The sequence below is a fragment of the Halobaculum sp. EA56 genome (assembly GCF_051195075.1).
Lineage (GTDB): Archaea > Halobacteriota > Halobacteria > Halobacteriales > Haloferacaceae > Halobaculum.
The window spans coordinates 1-2,300 of the sequence record NZ_JBNTJX010000066.1 but is presented as its reverse complement, the minus strand read 5'-3'; the positions used below and the strand labels follow the sequence as shown (position 1 = coordinate 2,300).

The window sequence follows — 2,300 nt, the reverse complement described above, 5'->3', positions numbered from 1 at the left end:
TGGTGACTGCCCGTGTGATCATATGTGCGGGGTGGGTATGCACCGGTTGAGCCCCGGTCCATGGTGGTGCGATAGCTAGAAGATCGGTATATGCTTTCTGGCCACCAACTGGCGCAAAAATCTAAAGTAAATTATAACCGGAGAGTTCGTTCACCTTGCAAAGGTACCGTTAACCAACAACGGGGTTAGATGCCGTTGTCTGTTGGTTAAGGTTGGAATGGCGCTCTACTCGAGTTCCACGACCTCTCCACGCCCGTTGTCGAGGATTTCTCGCACCTCGGCCAAGAGTTCCTGACCTTCCTCGTGGAGCCTTGTCCCTTCATCGAGGTCACACTCGTCCGCATCGAGCTGCTCAATGATTTCTTCGACACGGGTCAGCCGGTCGTGGATCTCTTGGTCGTTTGCCACGCTTAGATCACCCCCAACCAAAGCCCAGTGATAGCCAACAACAGCAACAACAGCACAGCGATTGCGGCCTTGTAGTAGACCGGCGGGAGGCCCTCGGGTACGGCCGCCTCGTCAACTGCTTCGGCTATCTCCCGTTCATGCTTGTGCTCCTGCTGGAAGGTTTCGTACGCGGCATCGAGTTGCTGTGCCAGCGGCTTGACCTCGCCCGCGAAGAACTCCTCGCGGGAATTCACGATATACTCGCCAGCGGCCGTCGGCGTGATCGTCGCTACATCCGCGACCTGATCGGCGATTAACCGGTCGTCAGTATGGCCGATCGCCGTGACGATCGGGGTGTTCGCGGTGAATATCGCCTCTGCGACCCGTTCGGTGTTGAACGCCTGGAGGTTCGAATCGCTCCCGCCACCGCGACCGACGATGATGGCGTCGACGTCCTCGGAGCGGTCCAGATGGTGAATGCCGTTCGCGATGGACGTGGGCGCCTCCGATCCTTGGACGGTGGCGTCCTTCACCAGGATGTCGACGGTAGGGTCCTGTTCGTGAATCGCGTTCTGGATGTCATAGCGGGCATCGCCACGGAGGGAGGTCACGACCCCAACCCGCTCTGAGAACGCCGGCGGTTGCTGTTTCTGCTCGTCGTCGAACCAGCCACGCTCTTCGAGTTCACTTCGCAGTCGCTCGACGGCAGCTGCCTGATCGCCGTCGCCGACGACGATCACCTCCCACGGCTTGAGGTCGATTTTCCCGCCCTCTATCCAGTAATCGATATCGCCTTCGAGGATGACCTCCGCCCCGTCCTCAAGGTCAGCGTCCATCTTCTGATAGCGGTTCGCCCAGAGCATACAGGGAAGCTCGGCGTCGCCGTCAGTCAGGGTGAAATAGAGGGCGGTACTGTTTTGATGGAGATCCGTGACCTCGCCAATACAGCGGACGCCGTTGAGGGCAGGCGTGTCCTGGACGACCGATGCAATTCGGTCGTTCAGCTCTTGGACTGAAAGAACATTCCCGGACAGGACATCATCTACCTCCCGTTCGGCATCAGCCATCGCACTAACTTAACACGGGGAGAGCAGATTCAAAAATGTACTCACCAGTGCCAGTGTACCCTGCCAACTGTTCTGTGTCGTTGAATTACTCCAGTAACCCGAGGTCAGTGAGCCGGTTTTCGATCACTGTAAGCGCTTGTTCAGCATCGTCAAGCTGTTTTCCGCCCGTGATGACGAGCTTTCCACTCCCGAAGAGGAGTGCGACGACGTCCGGGTCGTCAAGCCGGTAGACGAGCCCCGGGAACTGCTCTGGTTCGTATTCGATGTGTTCGAGACCGAGGCCGATCGCAATCGCATTCAAATTGAGTGTGTGGTCGAGGTCCCCACTTGAGACAATATTCTGGATTTCGATATCTGGGGAGGTAGCGACATCGACACCCAATTCACGGAGCTCGTCGAAGACGTATTCCAACGCAGTCGTCACATCGTCGACGCTTTTTGCACCCGTACAGACGACTTTCCCCGAGCGGAAAATGAGCGCTGCGGCTTTAGGATCGTGCATCCGATATACGAGTCCAGGGAAGTTATCGGGATCGTAGTCGGTGGCTCCTAAATCCTCAGAAAGCGTTTCCAGATCGAGTTCTTGACCGATATCGGACGACGCGACCACATTCTCGACTTGAATTGATTCGGCTGTGACACTCATAGGAGTACCTTCCAGTCACAACCCCCTTAAAACGGGGAGTGACTTCGAGCGTCGGTGTGGTACCTTCCGAATTAGAGGTCGCGGGGCTGGACCGTCTTCCGGTCGTTGGCCTCGGCACGCTCGGCGGCGTCGTCGAGCAGTTCGGCGACCTCCTCGTTGAGCGTGTCGTAGAAATCTGCCGAGACGTTGTTGTCCGAGAG

At 57.3% G+C, this 2,300-nt stretch carries 4 protein-coding genes; all 4 read right to left on the bottom strand.

What is annotated here, in order from left to right; genetic code table 11:
• Nucleotides 1-225: 225 nt before the first annotated feature.
• Nucleotides 226-408 (bottom strand): exodeoxyribonuclease VII small subunit, encoded by a 183-nt coding sequence (gene xseB / locus ACQUQ1_RS21960; RefSeq protein ID WP_152120864.1) that lies wholly within the window; start codon nt 406-408, stop codon nt 226-228.
• Nucleotides 409-410: 2 nt separating this feature from the next.
• Nucleotides 411-1,454, bottom strand: coding sequence for an exodeoxyribonuclease VII large subunit (xseA, locus tag ACQUQ1_RS21955; protein WP_435066320.1), 1,044 nt, complete (start codon nt 1,452-1,454; stop codon nt 411-413).
• 85 nt (nt 1,455-1,539) lie between these two features.
• Entirely contained in the window at nt 1,540-2,100 is a 561-nt protein-coding gene (locus tag ACQUQ1_RS21950) for a TATA-box-binding protein (protein ID WP_049987858.1), read from the bottom strand.
• Nucleotides 2,101-2,171: 71 nt separating this feature from the next.
• A partial coding sequence (locus ACQUQ1_RS21945; protein ID WP_435066321.1) for a DUF1931 domain-containing protein occupies nt 2,172-2,300 on the bottom strand: 129 nt, incomplete at its 5' end.

What these genes read in the sequence shown, in the direction of transcription:
- xseA (WP_435066320.1), bottom strand. Translation starts at nt 1,454, where the DNA reads ATGGCTGATGCCGAACGGGAGGTAGATGATGTCCTGTCCGGGAATGTT.
- ACQUQ1_RS21950 (WP_049987858.1), bottom strand. Translation starts at nt 2,100, where the DNA reads ATGAGTGTCACAGCCGAATCAATTCAAGTCGAGAATGTGGTCGCGTCG.